19 protein-coding genes are annotated in these 25,419 nt (G+C 58.3%); 12 read left to right on the forward strand and 7 right to left on the reverse strand.

Annotated features, from left to right (window positions below; translation table 11 throughout):
* Positions 1-69: 69 nt before the first annotated feature.
* The 5 genes from yfaE to ubiG all read right to left on the reverse strand — a co-directional run bounded on the left by yfaE (position 70) and on the right by ubiG (position 5,905).
* Positions 70-393 (reverse strand): class I ribonucleotide reductase maintenance protein YfaE, encoded by a 324-nt coding sequence (gene yfaE, locus LRL22_RS05505; protein ID WP_203119123.1) that lies wholly within the window; start codon positions 391-393, stop codon positions 70-72.
* Positions 390-1,523, reverse strand: a complete 1,134-nt coding sequence (gene nrdB / locus LRL22_RS05510) for a class Ia ribonucleoside-diphosphate reductase subunit beta (protein WP_005336708.1) — start codon at positions 1,521-1,523, stop codon at positions 390-392. Before nrdB ends, yfaE begins: the two co-directional genes overlap by 4 nt.
* Before the next feature lie 80 nt (positions 1,524-1,603).
* Positions 1,604-3,871 (reverse strand): class 1a ribonucleoside-diphosphate reductase subunit alpha, encoded by a 2,268-nt coding sequence (gene nrdA, locus LRL22_RS05515; RefSeq protein ID WP_005352124.1) that lies wholly within the window; start codon positions 3,869-3,871, stop codon positions 1,604-1,606.
* Between the two features lie 622 nt (positions 3,872-4,493).
* Entirely contained in the window at positions 4,494-5,189 is a 696-nt protein-coding gene (locus tag LRL22_RS05520; RefSeq protein ID WP_270904903.1) for an HAD family hydrolase, read from the reverse strand.
* Positions 5,189-5,905, reverse strand: a complete 717-nt coding sequence (gene ubiG, locus LRL22_RS05525) for a bifunctional 2-polyprenyl-6-hydroxyphenol methylase/3-demethylubiquinol 3-O-methyltransferase UbiG (RefSeq protein WP_128816429.1) — start codon at positions 5,903-5,905, stop codon at positions 5,189-5,191. Before ubiG ends, LRL22_RS05520 begins: the two co-directional genes overlap by 1 nt.
* Positions 5,906-6,103: 198 nt before the next feature.
* Here ubiG and gyrA point away from each other — a divergent pair, with 198 nt between their 5' ends.
* Positions 6,104-8,851: a DNA topoisomerase (ATP-hydrolyzing) subunit A gene (gene gyrA, locus LRL22_RS05530; protein WP_267529330.1), complete on the forward strand. Its 2,748-nt coding sequence runs from the start codon at positions 6,104-6,106 to the stop codon at positions 8,849-8,851.
* A 106-nt stretch (positions 8,852-8,957) separates the two neighbouring features.
* On the opposite strand, the gene LRL22_RS05535 is transcribed toward gyrA, so the two are convergent.
* Positions 8,958-10,355, reverse strand: coding sequence for an alpha-amylase family protein (locus LRL22_RS05535; RefSeq protein WP_270904904.1), 1,398 nt, complete (start codon positions 10,353-10,355; stop codon positions 8,958-8,960).
* Between the two features lie 262 nt (positions 10,356-10,617).
* Between LRL22_RS05535 and LRL22_RS05540 the strand changes: the two genes are divergently transcribed.
* Complete coding sequence (locus LRL22_RS05540; RefSeq protein ID WP_005336695.1) at positions 10,618-10,773, forward strand: hypothetical protein; 156 nt, start codon at positions 10,618-10,620, stop codon at positions 10,771-10,773.
* Between the two features lie 158 nt (positions 10,774-10,931).
* Here LRL22_RS05540 and LRL22_RS05545 read toward each other — a convergent pair whose 3' ends face one another.
* Positions 10,932-11,987: a PA0069 family radical SAM protein gene (locus tag LRL22_RS05545; RefSeq protein WP_158112574.1), complete on the reverse strand. Its 1,056-nt coding sequence runs from the start codon at positions 11,985-11,987 to the stop codon at positions 10,932-10,934.
* 173 nt (positions 11,988-12,160) lie between these two features.
* On the opposite strand from LRL22_RS05545, the gene LRL22_RS05550 reads away from it, so the two are divergent.
* From LRL22_RS05550 to LRL22_RS05595, 10 genes are all read left to right on the forward strand, one after another.
* Positions 12,161-12,748 carry a tetratricopeptide repeat protein gene (locus tag LRL22_RS05550; RefSeq protein WP_162895350.1) on the forward strand — a complete coding sequence of 196 codons (588 nt, stop codon included), beginning with the start codon at positions 12,161-12,163 and terminating at the stop codon, positions 12,746-12,748.
* Positions 12,749-12,980: 232 nt separating this feature from the next.
* Positions 12,981-14,909, forward strand: coding sequence for a threonine--tRNA ligase (gene thrS, locus LRL22_RS05555; RefSeq protein WP_005336690.1), 1,929 nt, complete (start codon positions 12,981-12,983; stop codon positions 14,907-14,909).
* Positions 14,910-14,930: 21 nt separating this feature from the next.
* Positions 14,931-15,461, forward strand: a complete 531-nt coding sequence (infC, locus tag LRL22_RS05560; protein ID WP_196783562.1) for a translation initiation factor IF-3 — start codon at positions 14,931-14,933, stop codon at positions 15,459-15,461.
* Between the two features lie 86 nt (positions 15,462-15,547).
* On the forward strand, positions 15,548-15,745 hold the full coding sequence (rpmI, locus tag LRL22_RS05565) for a 50S ribosomal protein L35 (protein WP_005336688.1): 198 nt from the start codon (positions 15,548-15,550) through the stop codon (positions 15,743-15,745).
* 15 nt (positions 15,746-15,760) lie between these two features.
* Positions 15,761-16,117 carry a 50S ribosomal protein L20 gene (rplT, locus tag LRL22_RS05570; RefSeq protein WP_005336687.1) on the forward strand — a complete coding sequence of 119 codons (357 nt, stop codon included), beginning with the start codon at positions 15,761-15,763 and terminating at the stop codon, positions 16,115-16,117.
* Positions 16,118-16,497: 380 nt separating this feature from the next.
* Positions 16,498-17,481: a phenylalanine--tRNA ligase subunit alpha gene (gene pheS / locus LRL22_RS05575; protein ID WP_005336686.1), complete on the forward strand. Its 984-nt coding sequence runs from the start codon at positions 16,498-16,500 to the stop codon at positions 17,479-17,481.
* Positions 17,482-17,493: 12 nt separating this feature from the next.
* The gene (pheT, locus tag LRL22_RS05580) at positions 17,494-19,881 is read left to right on the forward strand and encodes a phenylalanine--tRNA ligase subunit beta (protein WP_270904905.1); all 2,388 of its coding nucleotides are present in this window, start codon (positions 17,494-17,496) and stop codon (positions 19,879-19,881) included.
* Positions 19,882-19,884: 3 nt separating this feature from the next.
* Positions 19,885-20,181: an integration host factor subunit alpha gene (gene ihfA / locus LRL22_RS05585; RefSeq protein ID WP_005300715.1), complete on the forward strand. Its 297-nt coding sequence runs from the start codon at positions 19,885-19,887 to the stop codon at positions 20,179-20,181.
* Positions 20,182-20,196: 15 nt separating this feature from the next.
* Positions 20,197-24,186 (forward strand): response regulator, encoded by a 3,990-nt coding sequence (locus LRL22_RS05590; protein WP_270904906.1) that lies wholly within the window; start codon positions 20,197-20,199, stop codon positions 24,184-24,186.
* The gene (locus LRL22_RS05595; RefSeq protein ID WP_069527574.1) at positions 24,173-25,417 is read left to right on the forward strand and encodes a response regulator; all 1,245 of its coding nucleotides are present in this window, start codon (positions 24,173-24,175) and stop codon (positions 25,415-25,417) included. Before LRL22_RS05590 ends, LRL22_RS05595 begins: the two co-directional genes overlap by 14 nt.
* The last annotated feature ends 2 nt before the right edge of the window (positions 25,418-25,419 follow it).

The raw sequence follows: 25,419 nt of genomic DNA on the forward strand, positions 1-25,419 counted from the left end.
GAGACAAAAAAAGCCGCCGGATTGCTCCGGCGGCTTTCTATTTTGTGAGAGTGGCAGCTGGTGGCTGCGTCAGCTCTTCTGGATATCCAGCCGGATGGCGCCGACCGGCTTGCAGCAGCAGGGGAGACACTCCCCCTGGGAGACAAAGGCGAGCGGCACATTGGGGTAGTGTACCTTGCCCGCGATGAGCGGAGTGCGGCAGGCGCCGCAATAGCCGCTGCGACACTGGAACTCCACATGATGACCGTGGCGCTCCAGGGTCTCCAACACACTTTCGCCGGGATGGGCGTGCAGCACGGCACCATCCCGGGTATGTACCCGTGGTGCCACGACCGCATGCTGTTCGGCAGGCGTGTGCGGGGCAGGGGTCAGCGTGTTGGTGGCGTCACTCACAGCTCGAAATCACCCAGGTCGTCGGCATTGACTTCGCTGTCGATCTGACCAACCAGATAGGAGCTGACCTCTACCTCTTGCGGGGCGACCTGCACGTTGTCGGAGGAGAGCCAGGTGTTGATCCAGGGGATCGGGTTTTGCTTGGTGCCGGCAAAGGCTGGCTGCAGGCCGACTGCGCTCATGCGCAGGTTGGTGATGTACTCCACATACTGGCAGAGGATGTCCTTGTTCAGGCCGATCATGGAGCCGTCCTGGAACAGGTACTCGGCCCACTCTTTCTCCTGAATGGCCGCTTCCTTGAAGATCTCGAAGCAGGCCTGTTCGCACTCGGCGGCGATCTCGGCCATCTCCGGGTCATCCTGGCCGGTGCGCATCAGGTTCAGCATGTGCTGGGTGCCGGTGAGGTGCAGCGCTTCGTCGCGGGCGATCATCTTGATGATCTTGGCGTTGCCTTCCATCAGTTCACGCTCGGCGAAGGCAAAGGAGCAGGCGAAGCTGACGTAGAAGCGAATTGCTTCCAGCGCGTTGACACTCATCAGGCACAGATAGAGCTTCTTCTTGAGCTCGCGCAAGGTGATGGTCACTTCGCGGCCCGCGACAGTGTGGGTCCCTTCACCATGCAGGTTGTAGAGGGCGGTCGCTTCGATCAGGTCGTCGTAGAAGTGGCTGATGGAGCCGGCGCGCTTCAAGATCTGCTCGTTGGTCACGATATCGTCAAACACTTGGGCGGGGGTGTTGACGATATTGCGGATGATATGGGTGTAGGAGCGAGAGTGGATGGTCTCGGAGAAGGCCCAGGTCTCAATCCAGGTTTCCAGCTCCGGAATGGAGACCAGCGGCAGCAGGGCCACGTTGGGGCTGCGGCCCTGAATGGAGTCCAGCAGGGTCTGGTACTTCAGGTTGGAGATGAAGATGTGCTGCTCGTGCGGCGGCAGGGCCTGATAGTCGATGCGATCACGGGAGACATCCACCTCTTCCGGGCGCCAGAAGAAGGAGAGCTGCTTCTCGATCAGCCGCTCGAACACTTCGTGCTTTTGTTGATCATAACGGGCTACGTTGACCGATTGGCCAAAAAACATCGGCTCTTTGAGCTGGTCGTTTTGGGTTTGGCAGAAAGTTGAATAGGCCATGGTTACCAGAATATGTGAATAGAGAAAACAGGAGAGCGGGAGCTTCATGCTCCCGCCCGGTTATCAGTTCTTGCCGTGACTTAGATTTTGCAAGCCCCGCCAGCGCAACCGTCATCTTGCAGATCGGTCTGGGCATCGTCTGCACCATCACGGGTGTTGTGATAGTACAGGGTCTTGAGGCCGTATTTGTAGGCGGTCAGCAAGTCCTTGAGCAGCTGTTTCATCGGGACCTTGTTGCCTTCGAAACGGGCAGGGTCGTAGTTGGTGTTGGCGGAGATCGCCTGATCCACAAACTTCTGCATGATACCGACCAGCTGCAGGTAGCCGTCAACGCTCGGTTGCTTCCAGAGCAATTCGTATTGATCTTTCAGGCGATCATACTCGGGCACCACCTGTTTGAGAATGCCGTCTTTGGAGGCCTTGACCGACACCAGACCGCGCGGCGGCTCGATGCCGTTAGTAGCGTTGGAGATCTGGCTGGAGGTTTCGCTCGGCATCAGGGCGGTCAGGGTGGAGTTGCGCAAGCCCACGGACTTGATCTCTTCACGCAGACTTTCCCAATCCAGATGCAGCGGCTCGTTGCACAGCGCATCCAGATCCTTCTTGTAGGTGTCGATGGGCAGGATGCCCTGGGCATAGGTGGTCTCGCCAAACAGCGGGCAGGGGCCGAACTCGCGGGCCAGCTGCACGGAGGCTTTCAGCAGATAGTACTGAATGGCCTCGAAGGTACGGTGAGTCAGGGCCAGACCGGAGCCGTCGGAGTAACGGGCACCGTTTTTGGCCAGGTAGTAGGCGTAGTTGATGACGCCTATCCCCAGGGTACGACGACCCATGCTGCCCTTCTTGGCGGCGGCAATCGGGTAATCCTGATAGTCGAGCAGGGCATCGAGGGCACGCACGGCCAGATCGGCCATCTCTTCCAGATCTTCCAGCTTCTCGATGGCACCGAGGTTGAAGGCGGAGAGTGTGCACAGGGCGATCTCGCCACTCTCGTCGTCGATGTTGTTGAGCGGCTTGGTCGGCAGCGCAATTTCGAGGCAGAGGTTGGACTGGCGTACCGGCGCCACGCTCGGATCAAACGGGCTGTGGGTGTTGCAGTGATCGACGTTCTGGATGTAGATGCGACCGGTACCGGCACGCTCTTGCATCATCAGGGAGAAGAGGTCTACCGCTTTCAGGGTCTTCTTGCGAATGGCCGGATCTTGCTCGTACTTGACGTAGAGCTCTTCAAACTTGTCCTGATCGGCGAAGAAGGCATCGTACAGACCCGGCGCATCGGACGGGGAGAACAGGGTGATGTCACCACCCTTGATGAGGCGCTGGTACATCAGCTTGTTGATCTGCACGCCGTAGTCCATGTGACGGACACGGTTCTCTTCCACGCCGCGGTTGTTCTTCAGCACCAGCAGGCTTTCCACTTCGGTGTGCCACAGCGGGTAGAACAGGGTGGCCGCACCGCCGCGCACGCCGCCCTGGGAGCAGCACTTCACGGCAGTCTGGAAGTATTTGTAGAAGGGGATGCAACCGGTGTGGAACGCTTCGCCGCCACGGATGGGGCTGCCCAGACCGCGGATGCGACCGGCGTTGATGCCGATACCGGCGCGCTGGGAAACGTAACGCACGATGGAGCTGGCGGTGGCGTTGATGGAGTCCAGGCTGTCGTCGCATTCGATCAGTACGCAGGAGCTGAACTGACGGGTCGGGGTGCGCACGCCGCTCATGATCGGGGTCGGCAGGGAGATCTTGAAGGTCGAGACCGCATCATAGAAGCGCTTGATGTAGTCCAGACGGGTATCTTTCGGATACTTGGAGAAGAGGCAGGCCGCTACCAGGATGTAGAGGAACTGCGGACTCTCGTAGATCTCGCCGGTAACGCGGTTCTGGACCAGATATTTGCCTTCCAGCTGTTTGACTGCCGCGTAGGAGAAATCCATGTCGCGCCAGTGATCCAGATGGGTGTTCAGCTCTTCGAATTCGGCCTGGGTGTAGTCTTCCAGCAGGTGCTTGTCGTACTTGCCCATGTCCACCAGACGAGCCACGTGCTGGTAGAGGTGGGGCGGTTCGAACTGGCCGTAGGCCTTCTTGCGCAGGTGGAAGATGGCCAGACGGGCTGCCATGTACTGGTAGTCCGGGGTCTGCTCGGAGATGAGGTCAGCCGTCGCCTTGATGATGGTTTCGTGAATGTCGGCGGTACGGATACCGTCATAGAACTGGATGTGGGATTTGAGCTCTACCTGGGAGACCGACACGTTGTCGAGCCCTTCGGCGGCCCAGTCCAGCACGCGGTGAATTTTATCCAGATCGATGGGTTCTTTGTGTCCGTTACGCTTCGTCACAAACAAGTTCATTGGCTGATGACCTTCAGTTGATTCCCGAAAAACCATCGCACAATGGCGCCACCCAGGCTCCGGCGGTGTGCGGGAGTTGGGTAGAGATTGTGCGATGAATCACAAGATGTAGTGTTATTTTAAGTTCGAGCTACAAGATAGTGAGGTCAGCCCGCCATTGCAATGTGTGGATAAGTGACGAGCTGTGGATAAATTGTGAGTCTTGCCCCATCAGTTAGTGACCGCTCACAGTGAGCGGGTTTTCATTCGTCCGCTCCGCTAAATGCAAGTCTCCCGATCGAAGATGGAAAATTTAAATAACTTTTTTTGCTTGCGAAATGGGGGGCTTTTTACTAGCTAACGGCGGCTGATTATCCCTTATGCAACAAGGGTCAAAAGCTGTCCAGTTGTCGCAGCCGCGGGCTCAGCGTGGCAAGGGCTTTGCATCAGATGACGGTGGTTTGTGGCCGCTTTGTGACGGCTGAGAGCTTGTCAAATGGGTATCCAACAGGCAGAAAGCTGCCTTTATTATCCATGAATAGAGGGGTGCTGGTGGCGCAGGAGGCAGGAGCTTAAAGGAAAGATGCAAGGGGCGGAGAGTCTCTTCGCCCCGTTATCACATGTCAGCCGGTAAGGCTGCGCGTTACGCCTTGGCCGTCAACTCATAGCGCAGCCAGTGGTGCAGGGCTTGCACGGTATCAAAGTGCAGATCGGCGCCCCACTGGGCGGGATCTTCCTCATCATTGAGATAGCCCCAGCCAGCGACGGCGGTGCGCATGCCAGCATTGCGGCCTGCTTCGATATCCCGCACATGATCCCCCACATAGAGGCAGTGAGCCGCCTCGACCCCCAGTTTCTCACAGGCAAAGAACATAGGGGCGGGGTCGGGCTTGCGTACTGGCAGGGTATCGGCACTGACAGTGACGCCGCAGCTGGCAAGCTCTGGCAGGGCTGCCAGCAGCGGCTCGGTGAGAAAGCCCGGCTTGTTGGTGACGATACCCCAGGGGAGCTGTTTTTCATCCAGCCACTCGATAAGATCCACCATTCCCACATAGGGGTGGGTACCAACGCAGAGATTGGCCGCGTAGTAGTCGAGCAAGGCATTGCGCAGGCGCGTGGCCCCCAGCTCTTCAAGTAGTTCGTCGCCGAGGCCCGCTTTCAGCAGCCCGAGCGCCCCGTGGGAGGTGGTCTGACGAATAATCTCGTCAGAGAGCGGCGCAAAGCCTTCGCTGATCAGGACATGGTTGACGGCGGCCCCCAGATCCGGGGCAGTGTCGAGCAGGGTGCCGTCCAGATCGAACAGCACGCAGCGCAGGGGCACAGGGTGAGAGGCGCTCATCAACCGTGCTCCGGGCGGACAAACTCCACCATATAGTTGACGTCGACATTCTTGCCGAGCTTGAAACTGTTGGAGAGCGGTGCATAGTGCACCCCGCTCATATCCCGCACCAGCAGGCCCGCTGCTTCACCCATGCGACACAGTTCGGCCGGAGTGATGAATTTTTTGTGATCGTGGGTACCCTTGGGCACCATCTTCATCAGGTATTCGGCCCCGATGATCATCATCAGATAGGATTTGGGGTTGCGGTTGATGGTGGAGACGAACACCCGACCGCCCGGGCGCACCAAGGTGGCGATGGCGCGCAGCACGGAAGCGGGGTCCGGTACATGCTCCAGCATCTCCATGCAGGTGACTACGTCATACTGGCCCGGCACTTCGGCGGCATGGGCTTCGGCGGTGATCTGGCGGTACTCGAGCTCGACACCCTGCTCCAGAGCGTGCAAGCGGGCGACGCCGAGGGGCTCCTTGCCCATGTCGATGCCGGTGACCCTGGCGCCACGGCGGGCCATGCTCTCGGAGAGAATGCCACCGCCACATCCGATATCGAGAATGCGCTTGCCAAACAGACCGCCACTTTTGTCGGTGATCCAGTCAAGGCGTACCGGATTGATTTGATGCAGGGGTTTGAATTCACCTTCCATGTCCCACCAGCGGGAGGCGATGGCTTCAAACTTGGCGATTTCTGTCAGATCGACATTGGCATCACTGTTCATTTTTCGAAGATCCTGTGGCAGGGCGCCCGCTTCTGAGTCATGGGCGCAATCTATTGTCCTGGCGGGCATTATAACGGACGGACTTTGTCACACCAGCCCGATCTGATACCCGATTTGTGGCTTAAGGTATTTGGCTCAGTGTGTTACCATGTCGCGCTGTTTAAGCCAAAGAACAACTAATTAGGGATAAGGCTTTCTATGAGCGATCTGGCCAGAGAGATCACGCCGGTCAACATCGAAGAAGAGCTCAAGAGTTCCTATCTTGATTACGCCATGAGCGTGATCGTAGGACGAGCTCTGCCGGATGTGCGTGATGGCTTGAAACCGGTTCACCGCCGCGTTCTGTTTGCTATGAACGAGTTGGGGAACGACTGGAACAAGCCCTATAAAAAATCGGCCCGTGTGGTCGGTGACGTAATCGGTAAATATCACCCGCACGGCGATAGCGCTGTGTATGACACCATTGTCCGGATGGCGCAGGATTTCTCCATGCGTTACATGCTGGTCGATGGTCAGGGCAACTTCGGTTCGGTCGACGGCGACAGCGCCGCGGCGATGCGTTATACCGAAGTGCGGATGGCCCGCATCTCCCACGAGCTGCTGGCTGATCTGGACAAAGAGACCGTGGACTGGGTGCCGAACTATGACGGCACCGAGATGATCCCGGCTGTCATGCCTACCAAGGTTCCCAACCTGCTGGTCAACGGCTCCTCCGGTATCGCGGTGGGCATGGCGACCAACATTCCGCCTCACAACCTCACCGAGATTGTCAATGGCTGTCTGGCGCTGATCGAAAATGGCGACCTCACCATTGACGAGCTGATGACCTACATCACCGGCCCGGATTTCCCCACCGGCGGCATTATCAACGGTCGTTCCGGCATCGTGCAGGCGTACCGTACCGGTCGTGGCTCCATCTATGTGCGGGCCAAAGCTGAAGTGGAAGTGGACGAGAAGACCAGTCGCGAGACCATCATCGTTCACGAGATCCCCTATCAGGTGAACAAGGCTCGACTGATCGAGAAGATCGCCGAGCTGGTCAAAGAGAAGAAGATCGAGGGCATCAGTGCCCTGCGCGATGAGTCTGACAAAGACGGCATGCGCATCGTTATCGAGATCAAGCGCGGCGAGTCCGGCGAGATTGTGCTGAACAATCTCTACAAGCACACCCAGATGCAGACCACGTTCGGCATCAACATGGTGGCGCTCGATAACAACCAGCCCAAGGTGATGAACCTTAAAGAGATCCTGGATGCATTCCTGCTGCACCGCCGTGAAGTGGTGACTCGCCGGACCGTGTTCGAACTGCGCAAAGCGCGGGATCGGGCACACATTTTGGAAGGTCTGGCGGTTGCGCTGGCCAACATCGATCCCATCATCGAGCTGATCCGCCACAGCGCGACCCCGGCCGACGCGAAAGCGGGCCTGGTTGCCAAGGGCTGGGAACTCGGCAACGTGGCCGCCATGCTGGAAAAAGCGGGCGACGACGCGGCACGGCCAGAGTGGCTGGAGCCCGAGTTCGGTATCCGTGAAGGTCAATACTTCCTGACCGAACAGCAAGCCCAGGCCATCCTTGACCTGCGCCTGCACAAGCTGACCGGCCTCGAGCACGAGAAGATCCTGGAAGAGTACCAATCTCTGCTGGATCTGATCGCCGAGCTGCTGCACATCCTGGCGAGCCCGGCTCGTCTGATGGAAGTGATCCGCGATGAACTGCTGGCCGTGCGCGAGCAGTATGGCGACGAACGTCGCACCGAGATCAGCATGTCCAGTGCCGAGATCAACATCGAAGATCTGATCACCCCGGAAGATGTGGTGGTTACCCTGTCTCACCAGGGCTATGTGAAGTATCAGCCGCTCTCCGACTACGAGGCCCAGCGCCGCGGCGGTCGTGGCAAGTCGGCCACACGGATCAAGGAAGAGGACTTTGTGGAGCGTCTGCTGGTGGCCAACACCCACGACACCATTCTGTGCTTCTCCACCCGTGGCAAGGTCTACTGGCTCAAGGTTTACCAGCTGCCGGAAGCGTCCCGTGGCGCCCGTGGTCGTCCGATCATCAACCTGCTGCCGCTGGAAGAGGGTGAGCGCATCACCGCTATCCTGCCGGTGAAGGAGTATGACGCCGAGAAGTATGTGTTCTTCGCCACCGCCAACGGTACCGTGAAGAAGACCAGCCTCTCTGACTTCAGCCGTCCGCTCTCCTCCGGTATCCGCGCCATCAACCTCAAAGAGGGCGATGAGCTGATCGGGGTGGATATCACCGATGGCAGCAACGAGATCATGCTCTTCTCCGACGCGGGCAAAGTCGTTCGCTTCGCCGAAGGCAGCGGTCGCGCTGATGCCGATGTCAGCGATGACGTTGAAACCGACGACGATGCTGGCAATGACGATGATGGCAGCGACAACGGCGAAGGCACCGAAAGCAAGGGCACCTTCAAGGGTGTGCGTCCCATGGGCCGTACCGCCGCCGGTGTCCGTGGCATCAAGCTGGGCGCCGGTGACAAGGTGGTTTCCCTCATCGTTCCGCGCGGCGAAGGTGCCATCCTGACCGCCACCGAGAATGGTTACGGCAAGCGGACTGCGTTGGCCGAATACCCGACCAAGAGCCGTGGTACCCAGGGCGTTATCTCCATCAAGGTGGATGAGCGCAACGGCAAGGTGATCGATGCGATCCAGGTCGAAGATACCGACCAGATCATGCTGATCACCAACGGCGGAACCTTGGTGCGTACCCGTGTTGCCGAGGTGAGTGTCATTGGCCGTAACACCGGCGGTGTCCGTCTGATCCGTACCGGTGAAGACGAGACCGTGGTTGGCCTGCAGCGCATCGCCGAGAGCGACGAAGACGAGAACGACGCGCTGGCCGTTGACGGTGAGGTATCTGAAGGTACCGATACTGCGACCGACACTGATGCAGTCGATGCAGGGGAAGCGGGCGACGAGTAATCGTCACCTGTTACCGAGTAACGTCTCTGATCAAAAAGAGCGACCCTGGTGGTCGCTCTTTTTATTTGTCTGCTTTTTATGACTCTACGCTGCTCTTACGGCTGGCTCACTCCTGCAGCCACATTCTGGCGCTGCGGGCGGGAATGGCGACCCGTACCCACTGGCTCTGCACGTTGACCACGGCGTCTTGGTCGAGCACGTCACGATAGTTGCGATACCAGTTCATCTCGAACCTGGCTGTATCGAGCCAATACTCCTGCTCGTAGTCGCACTTGTTGATGCCGACCAGCCCCTGTTTGTCCCGTTTGAACAGCACGAAGCAGTCACCGGTGCCGACCAGCTGCATCGGTTGGCCCTGCACCGCATTGTGGAAGCGGATCATCCCCTTGAGATCGGCGCGCTGGTAGTAATCCTGCCAGCGCAGTCCATCCTTGGCCTGGGTCTCGCCGTGATCCGAATAGACCAGCGGCGAGCCGCCATCGCGGCCGAGCAGGTAGGCATAGGCCAGCTTCTCGTCAGTCTGGCTTAAGATCTGATAGCGGAAGCCGTCGTTGGTGGGGATGTCGTGGGTCACGGCAAAGGTGACGGCGCGACTGCCCGGTAGCGCCTGACCATAGGCGCCCGGATCCGCCAGCAGGTTCATGCTGCCACCGTAACTGAAGGCGCCGCGCAGGGAGGCAAACAACGGAAAGTCATAGGCTCCCTGGCCGCTGCTGTCGAGGTAGGGTTGGAGAAAGCGCTCGTAATCGGTGCTGCCTGCGCCCCCAGTGGTGATCACCTCGCCAAACACGTGCATCCCCTGTTTGATCTCGGGGGTGAACACAGCATTGATCTGGTAATCGCTCATGTGTTTGACCGCATCGACCCGAAAACCCTTGATCCCCATCCCCTTGAGTGCTTTGAGGTAGGCCTGTTGCTGACTCACTACCCAGTTGTTGGGATCCAGATCCGGCAGCCCCTTGTCACCGGCACTGCCACAGAGTCGCCAATACTGGACATGACCCGGATCGCTCCAGTCACTGATGCACCCTTCGGGATGAAAATCCTGACCGGAGAGGAGGTTTTGCCCCAGATCGCCAAACAGTTTCTGGCGCTCGAAATAGGCCGGGTTGCTGGCGTAGCTCTGCAGCAGCTCGTTGCCGGGATAGTTGAGATCGCTGCGTTTCCAGCTTTCGTTGGCCATGTGGTTGAGCACCACATCGGCATAGACGGCGATACCCCGCGCCTTCATAGCGGCGATCAGCTGCTCGAGATCCTGCTTGTTGCCAAGAGGGGAGTCGACAAGACGCAGATCCTGCGGCTGGTAACGAGCCCACCACTCGTTGCCCGAGGACTTCAGGGGCGGCGAGATGAGTACCTGTTTGTAACCGGCCGACTTGATAAGGTCGGCTTTGGCGGTCACTTCACTGTACTTCCAGTTGAAGGCGTGAAGTATGACGTCGGCGTGCGCCAAGGGGGCGATCAGCATGCCTGCGATCGCCCATATTCCCGCTGTGTGTTTCATTATTGTGTCCCTGTTTTTATAGATGCCTGAATGGGCAACCCAGCTTTGGCGGGAACAGGGTGAGCTGCAATCCACAACCTGCAGATTTGTGACCGCTTTCAGAGTGATTTCGCCGAGTATGTGAGCGGTTTCGGCTTTTTCTCGCCATGGCCAGTTGCCTTTTTACAAGTGATTTTTTTGTCATTTCCCTGTCATTCCCAGCCGCTATCCTGCCGGGCGAGTGGTGCGTTGTTGCCATCACCTTCACCGTCAGGAGCTGCATATGACCAGTTGGATCACGTGGGAAATTTGGTGGAGCCGGGTATGGGGCGAGTCAGAGGTGCCGCAGTATGAAGAGGATGAGCACGAAGTGGCCCATGAACCCTCGCGGCTGCCGGTTGAAATGGTGCAGCAGGGTCGGGATCAGCGCGCAGGATAAGGCGTTAGCACTGCCTTTACCGTGTAGCGCTTTCTTGTCGCGACATGGCTACTTCGTTGGAAAATTCTGAAAAGCGGGGTTTCCACAGGATCTGTTGCGGCAGGCCTTCCTCTCAACCTCTTGGCACGCCTGATGTGTGAAGGGCGTGAGCAGGGGGATTAGAAGAGCGACAGCTGCTCCCCGGGGCGGATAAACCCATCCAGCCTGAGCTGAATATGACGTTTGCCCAGATCGAGGCGCTTGCTGATGAGGCGAAAGCGCTGGGCCAGCAGATCGGCAAAGTGCCCCTCACCGCGCATGCGGGTACCGAAGGCGGTACTGTTGAGCCCGCCACCGCGGCTGGCTCGCAACTGATTCAAAATAGCCTCCTTCTGGCCCGGATAGTGGGTATCGAGCCAGTCCCCAAATAGCGGAGCCAACTCGTGGGGCAGGCGGAGCAGGATGTAATCGGCGCAACTGGCGCCAGCCTCGGCGGCCGATTTGATGATCTGCTCCAGCTCCGGTTCATTGAGCCGCGGGATCATGGGGGCGGCCAGTACCCCCACCTGCACACCAGCGTTGGCCAGCTTCTCGATCACTTTCAAGCGGCCTGCGCCCGTACTGGCGCGGGGCTCCAGCTGTCGGCGCAGGGTTTCGTTCAAGGTCGTCACCGACACCATCACCTGACACAGTCCCTCTCTGGCCAGCTCGGTCAACAGATCGAGGTCGCGCAAGATCATGGCGCTCTTGGTAATGAGCCCGACCGGATGGCGGTGGGCCAGCATCACTTCCAGCAACTGCCGGGTGAGGCGATAGCGCAGCTCGATGGGTTGATAGGGGTCGGTATTGGCGCCAATGAAGATGGTCTGTGGCTGATAGGCCGGTTTGGCAAACTCCCGACGCAGCAGATCGGCTGCATTGCGTTTGGCAAACAGCTTGCTCTCGAAATCGAGACCGGGGGAGAGCTCCAGATAGGCATGACTGGGTCTGGCATAGCAGTAGATGCAGCCGTGTTCGCACCCCTGATAGGGGTTGATGGAGCGCCCAAAGGGGACATCCGGCGAGCTGTTGTAGCTGATGATACTGCGTGCATCGATCTCCCGCACCTCGGTGCCAGGCACAGAAGGAGTGAAGGTGGCATCCCAATCGGACGATTGCCAGCCGTCATCGACCGCCTCGACAAGGGGACCGCTAAAACGGTGATCGATATTGTGGGGGCTGCCTCGTCCTGCCATGGTGCGCACCGATACTGTTTATATATACAGTTATTTTGCCGGTGCCTTGGATAAATGACAACAACTGCTGAGCGAGCGGGTGCAAAAAGGGCTGTTGCAGGGATCTCTTGCTTGATTGCGGCGCTACATTTCGTTTACATAGACGAAATGAGAACTGGATCACGGAAATCATCATGAGCCCCACCACTTCCCGTTGGCTGTTTATCGGTCTGCTTGCGCTGGTTATCTGGCGTCTGCTTCCGCTCTCCACCGAGCAGGAGATGGCTGCCGCCAACCGTGCCTGGCGTACCGGTCACTTTGATGAGGCGACCCGGATCTGGTCGCCACTGGCCGAGCAAGGCCAACCTCGGGCACAGGCACTCATGGGCTGGAGTCATGAGGTGGGGCAGGGGAGCGAGCAGGATATCCATCAGGCCATCAGCCTCTATCGCCAGTCGGCGCAGGCAGGAGATCCCTTCGGCCAATATCGGCTGGCAGAGCTCTATCTGCGCGGTGTCGGGGTCAAGCGAGATCTGCGCCAAGCCTTTCACTGGATGGATCAGGCTGCCCGCAATGGTGATGTCCCGGCCATGCTGAAAGTCGGTGTGCTTCATCTGATGGGGGTCAGCGGCAGGGTCGATCTGCCTCAGGCGAAACAGTGGCTCTATCAGGCGGCACAAAAGGGCAACAAGCTGGCGCTTCAGGTGCTGCAAGAGCTGGCGTTGGCAGAGGAGGGGAGCAGTGACTTTGACTTCAACTGGCAATCCCTGCTTGGCGAATAGTCGGCAGGCGACTCATTTGACTGTAGAAAATATCTGCAAATCCGATACAGCACGCCCGACTTCTGGTAGCATGGGGCCGTTTTGGCTTGGTTTGTCACGTTAGACATGTGGTTTACGTGTCAGGCCGTCTTCGCAAAGTGCTGTGGAGAACCAGAACATCACCTTTTTGACTCTCTTTTCCATCCCGCATGTGACCTTTGGTAGGGGTCACCACTGTATAAGGAAACACATAATGCCAATCATTACTCTGCCTGACGGCAGCCAACGTCAATTTGCCCACTCTGTTTCCGTCATGGATGTGGCTGCGGACATCGGTCCCGGTCTCGCCAAGGCGTGCATTGCCGGTCGGGTAAACGGTGAACTGGTGGATGCGTGCGAGCTGATCGAAGCCGATGCTGCGCTGGCCATCATCACCGCCAAAGACGAAGAAGGTCTGGACATCCTGCGCCACTCCTGCGCCCACTTGCTGGGTCATGCTATCAAGCAACTCTGGCCCCAGACCAAGATGGCCATCGGTCCTGTCATCGACAACGGCTTCTACTATGACGTTGATCTTGACCGTACCCTGACCGATGAAGATCTGGCTGCCCTGGAAGAGCGCATGCTGGCGCTGGTAGCCAAGGATTACGACGTCATCAAGAAGAAAGTCTCCTGGCAAGAAGCGCGCGATGTATTCGAGGCGCGCGGCGAGTCTTACAAAGTCGAAATCCTGGATCAGAACATTGCCCGTGATGACCAGCCAGGTCTCTATCATCACGAAGAGTACATCGACATGTGTCGCGGCCCGCACGTGCCCAACATGCGTCACTGCCACCACTTCAAGTTGCTGAAGATGTCCGGCGCCTACTGGCGTGGCGACTCCAACAACAAGATGCTGCAGCGTATCTACGGTACCGCCTGGGCTGACAAGAAGCAGCTCAAGGCCTATCTGCAGCGTCTGGAAGAGGCCGCCAAGCGGGACCACCGCAAGATCGGCAAGCAGCTCGACCTGTATCACATGCAGGAAGAAGCACCCGGTATGGTGTTCTGGCACAACGATGGCTGGACCATCTTCCGTGAGCTGGAAACCTTTATCCGCGGCAAGCTCAAAGAGTACGACTATCAGGAAGTGAAAGGTCCGTTCATGATGGACCGCGTCCTGTGGGAGCGTTCAGGTCACTGGGAGAAATACGCCCAGGCCATGTTCACCACCCAGTCCGAAAACCGCGAGTACGCCATCAAGCCGATGAACTGCCCGGGTCACGTCCAGATCTTCAACCAGGGTCTGAAGTCCTACCGCGACCTGCCGCTGCGTATGGCCGAGTTTGGTTCCTGCCACCGCAACGAGCCGTCCGGTTCCCTGCACGGTCTGATGCGGGTGCGCGGTTTCACTCAGGATGACGCTCATATCTTCTGTACCGAAGAGCAGATCATGGAAGAGGTCTCCGGCTGTATTCGTATGGTCTATGACGTCTACGGTACCTTTGGCTTCGAAAACATCGTGGTCAAGCTCTCCACTCGTCCCGAGCAGCGTATCGGCTCCGACGAGATGTGGGATCGCGCCGAGAAAGCCCTGGCCGAAGCGCTGGAACTCAACGGTCTGAAGTACGATTTGCAGCCGGGTGAAGGAGCGTTCTACGGTCCCAAAATTGAATTTACCCTGCACGATTGCCTTGATCGTGCGTGGCAATGTGGTACCGTGCAGCTCGACTTTGCCCTGCCTGGTCGTCTGGGTGCCACTTATGTGGGCGAAAACAACGATCGCCATGTACCTGTGATGATCCACCGGGCCATCTTGGGTTCTATCGAGCGCTTCATCGGTATTCTGACTGAAGAGTACGCCGGTCTGTTCCCGACCTGGTTGGCACCGACTCAGGCTGTGGTCATGAATATCACGGACAATCAGGCCGATTATGCGGTGAAAGTAGCCAAAGCATTGAATGATGCGGGCCTTCGCGCAAAAGCGGACTTGAGAAATGAGAAGATTGGCTTTAAAATCCGCGAGCATACTTTGAAGCGAGTACCTTTCATGCTGGTCTGCGGCGATAAAGAAGTTGAAGCCGGTAAGATTGCAGTACGGACTCGTAAAGGGGCTGACCTGGGCACTTATCCTGTTGAAGAGTTCATCGCTCTGTTGACCCAGGAAGTTCAGACCCGCGGACAAAAGAAAGTGGAGGAATAAGCTATAAAAGGCGGAAAAAAACTGGGCAAGCAACCGCAAGCCCGCGCTCACCGGATCAATGAAGAGATCCGTCTGAAAGAAGTTCGTCTGACTGGTCTGGATGGTGAAGCCATTGGCATCACCTCCATTCAGGATGCTCTGAACTTGGCCGCAGAGGCCGGAGTTGATCTGGTAGAGATCAGTCCAAATGCTGAGCCGCCCGTTTGCCGGATCATGGATTACGGCAAATTCCTCTACGAAAAGAGCAAAACAACCAAAGAACAGAAGAAAAAGCAGAAAGTCGTCCAGGTCAAGGAAATCAAATTCCGTCCTGGCACTGACGAAGGCGACTATCAGGTAAAACTACGCAACCTGGTTCGCTTTCTGGAAGACGGGGACAAGGCTAAGGTCACCCTGCGCTTCCGTGGTCGTGAAATGGCCCACCAGGATCTTGGTATCAAGGTTCTGGAGCGCGTCAAGAACGATCTGGAAGAGTTGGCCGTAGTCGAGTCGTTCCCGAAAGTCGAAGGCCGTCAAGCTGTGATGGTTCTCGCACCTAAGAAGAAATCTTAAGGCCCACAAGAAATTGACTCATGGGGCAAGCCCCATGAGTTGGTTCGCCTTGCGATTTTGTTGTCACTCACAATGCGGAGTATGAAATGCCGAAGATGAAAACCAACCGAGGTGCTGCAAAGCGCTTCAAGAAGACTGGCTCGGGTCGCTTCAAGTGCAAGCACAACCACCTGCGTCACATCCTGACCAAGAAGAGTAGCAAGCGTAAGCGTCAGCTGGGACCGAAATTCATGGTTTCTGCTGCCGACCACAAACGTGTTGTCGCTTGTCTGCCGTACGCATAAGGGGGGATGTGAAAAATGCCAAGAGTTAAACGTGGTGTGACTGCTCGAGCTCGTCACAAGAAAGTAATGAAAGCCGCCAAAGGTTACTACGGCGCCCGTTCCCGTGTTTACCGCGTAGCGGTACAAGCGGTAACCAAAGCTGGTCAGTATGCCTACCGTGACCGTCGCCAGAAAAAGCGTCAGTTCCGTCAGCTGTGGATTGCGCGTATCAACGCTGCAGCCCGTCAGAACGGTCTGTCCTACAGCCGTCTGATCAACGGTCTGAAGAAGGCTTCTATCGAGATCGATCGCAAGATCCTGTCCGATATCGCCGTTCACGACAAAATGGCTTTCACCGCCCTGGTTGAAAAAGCTAAAGCAGCTCTGGTTTAATCCAGTTCTGTTATAAACGCTAAAAGGAGGCTCAGGCCTCCTTTTTTGTATCTATAACTATCTGTTTTACATTACTTTTTCCTTTCTCACGCCCATATTCTGTCCACTGTTTTACACGAGCTGCATATTTCTCCACACAAGGTGATATGTGCGAGATGACCTGTTCTACAAATGGGTTTATATGCCAACAAACTAAGTTTTTGTTTTAGTATTTCAGAAGTGGCGGTGAACAGATGAGACTCGCTTGATATAACAAAATGATTTGTAGGGAGAAAAGCCCACCTTAACTATGGTCAGCGAAGGGGCTTTTTTTGTATTATTCCACTCTTGACCTTATTTAGCCTAAAGGCTCCTGTACCGGGAGTGGTGACGAGGAAGACATGCAACAGCTTGAAGAAGTAGTCGGCCAAGCCAGAGCCGAAATTGAGGGCGTGAGCGATATCGCGACCCTCGACGAAATCCGGGTCAAATATCTGGGTAAAAAGGGCTTTTTTACCGAGCAGATGAAGGGCCTGGGTGCCTTGTCTGCCGAAGAGCGTCCCGCCGCAGGCGCCGTGATCAACCAGGCAAAACAGCAGGTTCAGGATGCGCTGAACGAGCGTCGTGAAGCGCTCGAAGTTGCCGTGCTGAACCAGAAGCTGGCCGCCGAGACCATCGATGTCAGCCTGCCGGGCCGTCGCATCGAGAATGGTGGTCTTCATCCGGTAACCCGCACCATCGAGCGCATCGAGCGCCTGTTTGGCGAGATGGGCTTCAAGGTTGCCCGTGGTCCCGAGATTGAAGACGGCTTCCACAACTTCGATGCGCTGAACATTCCGGCTCATCACCCGGCGCGTACCGATCACGATACCTTCTACTTCAATCCTGATCTGATGCTGCGTACCCACACCTCGGGCGTGCAGATCCGCACCATGGAACATCAGCAGCCGCCGATCCGCATCATTGCACCGGGCCGCGTCTATCGTAACGACTACGACATGACCCACACCCCGATGTTCCATCAGGTTGAAGGTCTGCTGGTTGACGAGCATGCCAGCTTTACCGAGCTGAAGGGCATTCTGCACGACTTCCTGCGTAACTACTTCGAGGAAGACCTGACCATTCGCTTCCGTCCTTCCTACTTCCCGTTCACCGAGCCGAGCGCCGAAGTCGACGTGATGGGCAAGAACGGCAAGTGGCTGGAAGTGCTGGGCTGCGGCATGGTGCACCCGAACGTGCTGCGTTCGGTCGGCATCGATCCGGAAAAATACTCCGGCTTTGCCTTCGGCATGGGCGTTGAGCGCCTGACCATGCTGCGTTACGGGGTCAACGACCTGCGTGCCTTCTTCGAAAACGACCTGCGCTTCCTCAAGCAGTTCAAGTAAGGGCGAGAGAACATGAAATTCAGTAAATCCTGGGTGATGGAGTGGGTCCGCACCGAGTTGAGTGACAACGCGCTGGCCGAGCAGATCACCATGGCCGGTCTGGAAGTGGACGCCGTGGAAGCAGTTGCCGGCCAGTTCAACAATGTGGTCGTGGGTGAAGTGGTCGAGTGCGCCCAGCATCCGGACGCCGACAAGCTGCGGGTGACCAAGGTCAACGTGGGTGAAGCCGACCTGCTGGACATCGTCTGTGGCGCGCCGAACTGCCGTCAGGGCCTCAAAGTGTGCGTGGCCAAAGTAGGGGCGACCCTGCCGGGTGATTTCACCATCAAGAAAGCCAAGCTGCGTGGCCAGCCGTCCCATGGCATGCTCTGCTCTTTCAGTGAGCTGGGTATCGACGTTGAAGCCGATGGCATCATCGAGCTGCCGGCCGATGCCCCCATCGGTACCGATATTCGCGACTACCTCAATCTAAACGACGTATCCATCGATGTGGATCTGACTCCGAACCGTGCCGATTGCCTCGGTATCGCCGGTCTGGCCCGAGAAATCGGCGTGCTCAACAGCGTGGACGTGGTCGAGCCGACCTGGACGCCGGCTGTTGCCACCATTGATGCAACTTTCCCGATCCGGGTTGAAGCACCAGCTGATTGCCCCCGTTATCTGGGTCGCGTCATCAAGGGGCTGAACCTGCAGGCCCAGAGCCCGCTCTGGATGCAAGAGAAGCTGCGCCGTGGTGGTATCCGCTCCATCGACGCCATTGTCGACATCACCAACTACCTGCTGTTGGAATACGGTCAGCCGATGCACGCCTTCGATCTGGCTACCCTGGAAGGGGAACTGGTGGTGCGTCGCGCCCACACCGATGAGCCAATGACCCTGCTCGACGGCAACGAAGTGAAGCTCAAAGAGACCACTTTGGTGATTGCCGATGCCAAAGGTCCTGCCTGCATGGCCGGTATCTTCGGCGGCAACCGCACCGGTGTATCCGAGACTACCACCGACATCCTGCTGGAGTGCGCCTTCTTTGCGCCGCTCTCCATCACCGGCCGTGCTCGTGCTTACGGTCTGCACACCGACTCTTCCCATCGCTTCGAGCGCGGGGTGGATCCGCAGCTGCAAGCCAAGGTGATGGACCGTGCAACTCGCCTGCTGCTGGATATCTGCGGCGGCGAAGCGGGTCCGGTCATCGAGGTCAAATCCGATGCCCATCTGCCGAAAGCGGCACCCATCAAGCTGCGTCGTAGCAAGCTCGACAAGGTGATCGGTATCAGCGTGGCTGACGCTCAGGTGGTCGAGATCCTGACTCGCCTTGGCATGCAGGTGACTGTGGATGCTGACGGTTGGACTGCGCTGGCACCCTCCTGGCGTTTCGATATTGCCATCGAGGAAGACCTCATCGAGGAAGTGGCTCGCATCTACGGCTACAACAACATCCCGAACCTGAAACCCGCCGCCTCTCTGGCGATGGTGGAGCAGGCAGAAGGGCAGGTGACCTTAAAGCGTGTGCGCGACCTGCTGGTTGACCGCGGCTTCCAGGAAGCGATCACCTACAGCTTCGTCGATCCCAAGACCCAGCAAACCCTGTTCCCGCAGAGCGATGCCATCGTGCTGCCGAACCCGATCTCGGTCGAGATGTCCGCCATGCGTGTGTCTCTGTTCCCGGGTCTGGTGCAGGCCGTGGTTTACAACCAGAACCGTCAGCAGCCGCGTGTGCGTCTGTTTGAACAGGGTCTGCGTTTCATCAAGGATGAAAGCGCCGAGAATGGCATCCGTCAGGAGCCGATGCTGGCCGGTATCATCACCGGCAACCAGAGTGACGAGCACTGGGACATCAAAACTCGCGCAGCCGACTTCTTTGATTTGAAAGGGGATCTGGAAGCGGTGCTGGATTTGACCGCCGAAGGGGCCACCTTTACCTTCGAGCGCACCGAGCACAGCGCCCTGCACCCGGGCCAGAGCGCAGCCATCCTGCGTAATGGCGAGGTCATCGGCCACATCGGCGTGATCCACCCGAGCCTCGAGAAGAAGCTGGGCCTCAAGAGCCGCGCGGTGATGTTTGAGCTGGAGCTGGACAAGCTGACCCCGGCCAAGGTGCCGGTTGCAGCCGAAGTTTCCAAGTTCCCGGCGAACCGTCGCGACATCGCCGTGGTGGTCGATCGTCAGGTTCTGGCAGGTGATGTGCTTGCGGTAATTAAAAAAGTTGGCGGAAATCAGGTAGTTGGAATAAACTTGTTTGACGTATACCAGGGTGCTGGTATGGCCGAGGACAAGAAGAGCCTAGCCATCAGTCTTGTATTGCAAGACACCCAGCGCACCCTGGAGGAGAAAGAGATTGCCGAGACCGTAGACAATGTCGTGCGGGCCCTTGGTGAAGAGTTGAATGCATCCTTGAGGGATTGATCTATGGCGCTTACCAAAGCCGACATTGCAGAGCACCTGTTCACCCAGCTCGGGATGAGCAAGCGTGAAGCCAAAGATATGGTGGAAGCCTTCTTTGAGGAAATCCGACAGGCGCTTGAGCGTGGTGAACAAGTCAAGATTTCAGGCTTCGGTAACTTTGACCTTCGTGAGAAGAATCAGCGTCCCGGACGCAACCCCAAGACGGGCGAGGATATTCCTATCAGCGCCCGCCGCGTGGTGACCTTCCGGCCTGGCCAGAAGCTCAAGGCCAGGGTAGAAAATGTTGAACCCAACGAGTGATAAAAAGCCAGGCAGATGCCTGGCTTTTGTTTTCAGATGACCAAATTCCCCATTTTTCTTCTGGGTGCCGTACTGGCACTGCCATTGCACGCCAAGCCTTTGCAGACAACAGTGCTGCCGCTGGCGCCGGCTACCCAGGCTTATGTGAATTCACTGAGCCAGCTTTCGCTCTGCTATCCTGCGACGCTTCCTCCACCATACCTGATGGCCGAGGGGGGTCTGCTCAAGGATCGTCTCGCCCGGTTGCAGGAGCTATTCCCAGTTCCCCTCGTGCTCAAAGAGTTGCCCGATTGGCAGACATTGCGCAACGGGCTCGCAGAGGGTGACTGTGACATCATTCCCTATGTCGGAACCGGCAAGAAGGCCGTGGAGGGCATGCGGTTAAGTCGTCCGATGATGGAGACCGATGCCGCCATCCTCTACAAGGGTGAAAATCTCAAACAGGCCCGCTTTCTGGTCTACTCGGTGGCAGACTCTGCCCGCCTGCTGCACGAGCTCTATCCCCAGGCACGCATTATTTCCCTAAAAAGCGGAGAGAAGGTCTACGACGCGCTGCAAAGTGGCAAGGGTGATGCCTATCTGGGGGACTATCTGCAACTGCGCTATCTGATGCGCGAGTTTCCGGCTGATGGGTTGCGTCTGCGGCGCCTGTTTGGTGAGGATCGGATCATCAGCTATCGCCTGATGATGCGTGATCAGCCTGAGTTGGCCAATCTGGTGGACACCCTGATCCGTCATATGCCCGCCGGTACTATCTATACCGATCTGGCTCGCTATCTCGATCAGGGGTCGCTATATGTCAACCAGCCCCACTTCAGCGATACCGAACAGGCCTGGTTATCCGGCCGCGGTCGCACCATTCGCCTGGTGGTCAATCCTGAGTTGATGCCCTATAGCGGCGTCAATGATCTGGGGGAGGCGAAAGGGTGGAGCGCGGATGTGCTGCGCTGGGTCACCCAGGAGACAGGCCTGAAATACAAGCTGGTGTCTGCCGCCAGCAAGGCGGAGGCCGTAGAAAAGCTGCGCCGTGGTGAGGCGGATATGATGGCCGGCTTGCCAGAATCCCCGGCATTGACGGATCAGTTCATTTTCAGCAGGATGATCTCCACCAACCGGTTTGCCTTGATCAGCAAGCGCAAGCTGGCTGCCGATCGCATTACCCAACTCAAGCGGCAGCGTATTCTGGTGCCGGAATCCCTCTACGATCCCTCCTTGCTCGCCCTGCTCGGTGATCAGGAGTGGGTTCGCACCGACGGCCTCGAGCAGGGGCTTGCCGCGATCAAACAGGGCAAGGCTGACGCCATGTTGAGCGAGCTTTATCAGCTGCAATATCCCCAGCGTACCAACTTGTTGGAAGGGCTCGATATCGAGGAGCTGGAAGATCGCTTCAGTCTTGGCTTTGCCATCAACAAGAGTCAGACCGAACTGGCCGGGGTGATGGATCGCAACCTGATGGCCCTGACCAGCACCCAGATTGACGAACTTAACCAGCGCTGGCGCCGCTTGCTCGTCGTGCAGCAGCCCGGCGTGAGCTACGCCGCCTGGTTTGGCTCCATTGCCATGGCACTGTTGATCAGCGGCATTGTCATCGGCGGGATCTGGCGCTCTCGCCAGCAACTGGCACGGGAAGTCGCCCAGCGTCACGCCGCCGAGAAGGCGCTGGCCATCGAGAGCGAGCTGCGGGAAACCATGTTTCAGGCGTTGCCGGTGCCCGTCTATCTGCGCAATAGCCAGGGCAAGGTGATCAAATCCAACAAACAGGGGCGACGTCTGGCCCTGCGCTATTCGCAGCAGTTGATGCTGCCGCCGGTGCAGCCTCAGAAGAGTGAAGGGGAGTTGGTGCTGGGGGATCAGGTCTTCGCCTATGCCCAGCATCCGCTGCGGCTGGACAAGCAGGCACCTGCCACCGATCTTATCGCCCTGTCGGATATCAGTGTGCTGCGTGAGCAGGCCCGTTTTCTGCGTCAGGCAGAGCGCCGCCTGCGCGCCCTGACCAATACCGTCCCCGGCGTGGTGCTGCAGTTTATGTTCGAGCGGGGACGGGTAGGGGGTATCGAGTTTATCAGCCGGGGCTGTTACGAGCTGCTGGGGCTGGCGAGTCAGCAGATCCGTCGTGAGCCCAAACGGGTGCTCATTATGCTGGAGCGCGAGGATCGCCGTCGGGTACGCCGTGAGATGTTCGCCATGTTGCAGGCTGGCAAACCCTTCGCGTTCACCATGCGCTATTACCATCCGACCAAGGGTCTGCGCTGGTTGCAGCTCTATGGCCGTGGCCGCAGTCAGCCGCAGGGTTGGCGAATTTATGCGGTGATGCAGGATGCCACTGCCCGGGTCGAGCAGGATCAGGCATTGCAGCACTCCCATGAACAGGCGCAACAGGCAGTTCTGGCCAAGGGGCGCTTTCTGGCCGCCATCAGCCACGAGATCCGCACGCCGATGAACGCCATGCTCGGCTTGCTGGAGTGGCTGGCCAGCACCCCTTTGTCCAGAGAGCAGGATTCGGCGCTGGCGCGGGTGCGTCAGGCGGGGGATGAGTTGCTCGGCCTGCTCAACGATGTGCTCGACTTTAGCCGCAACGAAAACAGCAAACTCTCCCTCTCGCCGCAACCCACCGATTTTGCCGAACTGTGTGAGCACGTGGCGGCAGTGCACTGGACCAAGGCGCGGGCCAAGGGATTGCAACTGCGCCTTAAGTTGGACCCGGCTCTGCCAGCCCTGCAGACCCTCGACCCTCACCGGGTACGGCAAGTGATCCACAACCTGCTCTCCAATGCCATCAAGTTCAGCCTGCGTGGGGAAGTGGTGCTGTGGGCCGAGGTGGTCGCATCGACCTTGCGCTTCGGTGTGGATGATCAGGGGCCGGGGATCACCGCCAAGATGCGCACCACGCTCTTTATGCCGTTCGAGCAGTTTGCCGTTGAAGGGCAGCTGCGGGCACCGGGCACCGGTCTTGGTCTGGCGATCTGCAAGCAGCTGGTCGAGCAGATGGGTGGTCTTATCGATGTCGAGGGACGCGTCGGCGGTGGTAGCCGCTTCTATTGCGAGTTGCCGCTGAAGCGGGTGCAGCAGGAGCCGGACTGGCTGCCCAATGTGCGGCAGCTGGCACTCTCTTTACCCCACGATGAGGCGCAAGCGCTCTCGCCCTGGCTCAGTCGCTTGGGGATCTCCACCGTCAGCAACGCCGTTGATACGCTGCAAGCGGAGGTGGACGAGAAGGGGCTCTACTATTGGGCCTGGCAAGGGGAGTCCTGGGTACCCGGGACCATCATCACCCTGCTGCAACCACGCTTGACCCCGGAGCAACCGGTGGCCGGCACCCAGCCCGGGCTCGGCATGCGGGTACTGCTGGTTGAAGATCACGATGTCAATCGCGAGCTGATCAGCCTGCAGCTGGGGCAACTTGGTGCCAGCGTTATCACTGCCGCCAACGGGCAGCTGGCGCTGGAGATGCTAGCGCAACAGGAGGTGGATTTTGTGCTGACCGATCTGCAGATGCCGGTGATGAACGGGGCCGAGCTGTGCAGGCAATTGCGTCAATCCGCCCGTTGGGTCCGTCTGCCGGTCTATGTGATCACCGCAGATCTCAGTGATCAGGCGGCACGGGAGCTGCAATCCTGCGGTTGCGATGGCCATCTGGACAAGCCGGTCGCCCTCAAGGAGCTGGCGACCTTGCTGCGCCATATTGCCAAAGAGGGGAGCAATGTTGTCGCCCCGACATCGGTCGCCTCGCTGCTGACCGATGAACTGGCCGCCCTTTATCTCAAGGCTACCCGTGATGATTTGGCCGAACTTGAGCGCTGCAGCACAGAAGAAGATGAAGTTGGCGTGAATGCTGCTTTACACAAGTTGAAGGGGGCCGCCAGAATGGTAGGGGCGACTGCGTTGGTGGCGGTCATTGAAGAGTGGCAACAGGCGCCCCATCCGATGCTGCAAGCCAGATTGAACCGGGCACTGGATGAGTTCAGCCAGCAGTTTTCAAAGAGGGCTCAAGATGATCATCACTGATGAAGAATTACTGGCGTTGCTCGATTCGGAAGAGCATGAGGCGGCAGGATTTTGCCCCATTGTGCTCTATGCCCTCGACAGCACCGCCCATGAGTTGGCCAGCACCATGACATTGCCCTCCTATGTCACGCTGCACCGTACCCGACCGGATGCCTGCTGGCAGTGGGAAGGGCTGTTTGCGGCCGGCGCCATCGCACTTTACGACCCCGCCGCTCATCAGCAGGCGGACTACTTCCCCCAGTTGCAGCAGCATGAGGGAATTTACGCTATCGGCGAGGATTGGCTGGGGGGGCTTGCCGCCAGTTACCGTAACTGGTGCAACTGGCTGGCCGCTAACAAGGTGCTGCTGCTCGAGGATCACCCGTTTCAGGGGATGCAATTGCAACAGACCATCGCCGGGTTGGGGCTCTCCTGTCAGTGGGTACAGGATGAATCGGCCTGTCTTGCGGCATTGTCGGCGGGCGACATCAGCCTGCTGGTGTGCGATCTCAGTCTGGTGGAGCAAGATGCCATCAGTCTGCTGATGAACCAGCCCCAGTTGCAGGAGGCCGGGCTGCCCATTGTGCTGCTTTCGGCCCATGAGCAGACGCTGATCGACGGTGCCCGCCGCCTGCTGCACGATGCCGGTTTCAATATTTTGGCGGCGCTGGCCAAGCCGCTTGATTGCGACGAGCTACTCAGGTTGCTGCGTCGACTCTATCTGGGCCCGCTGCGTCAGCAGCGCTTGAGCGGCCAGCGCCGCTCCATCCGCCGGTGGCAGGGGGAGGTGCAGGGTCAGCTTGGGCTGCTCTCCAGTCCCGCGACCCCTCATCCGGTCTGGCTGGCGGTAACGGGTTTACCTAGCCGCTGGGAGGCGCTCAAAGATTGGCTGACGGAGCAGTCGCGTACCCCAGCCGAACTGACCCTGCTGATCCACCGTCGTGACCACCTGCTCGGCAATGCCGATCGCTTCGCGCTGGTGCTGCAAGCCAGTCTGGCGGGGAGCAAGCTGGCGCTGCTGCTCGATAACAGCCAGCATCTGCCATTCGATCTGCTGGAGCGTTTGCCGCTGCAAGCCTTGCTGCTGGGGCAGGGGATCTTGCCGGAGATGGAGTCCTTGACCGGTGACTCCCTGCTGGGACGCTTTATGGCCCGGGTTCGGGAGCTGGGGATCGCCGTCTATCTGGATGATCCTTACAACCTGCTCGACGTCGAGGTGTGGCGAGAGCGCGGTATGACGGGGCGCTGGTAAGC

This window comes from Aeromonas sp. PI_26 (assembly GCF_027854445.1).
GTDB lineage: Bacteria > Pseudomonadota > Gammaproteobacteria > Enterobacterales > Aeromonadaceae > Aeromonas > Aeromonas veronii.